1 pseudogene is annotated in these 301 nt (G+C 49.5%); it reads left to right on the plus strand.

The annotated features are described in order from the left end of the window. Positions 1–36: 36 nt before the first annotated feature. A pseudogene (locus tag INF73_RS21770) lies at positions 37–301 on the plus strand (hypothetical protein); the annotation flags it as partial.

Raw genomic sequence — 301 nt, forward strand, 5'->3', positions numbered from 1 at the left:
CATATGCGCTGTGATATGGATGCGGGGCGTTAAAAGATGAAAGGACTTTATTCAGTGCTGACCGCGCTGCTGGTGGCCGGTTGCCAGGCTTCAGAACCACCGACGCAGGTAGTGTACCGGTTCGATGGCCATCGTTATCTGGAGTTGAAGGGCTGGGACTGTGAAGGTGAACTCTGGTTCACCGATACACAACGGGGTATTCACTCTGAGCCTGTCAGTCAGTTTTACCGGATTTACACCAAAAAATTTATTCATCCTTCTGAACGTTATATTGCTATTCCTACATGGGATTCTCCAGGGG

Origin of the sequence: Enterobacter cloacae complex sp. P6RS (assembly GCF_014982245.1) — a bacterium.
Classification (GTDB): Bacteria; Pseudomonadota; Gammaproteobacteria; order Enterobacterales; family Enterobacteriaceae; genus Enterobacter; species Enterobacter bugandensis.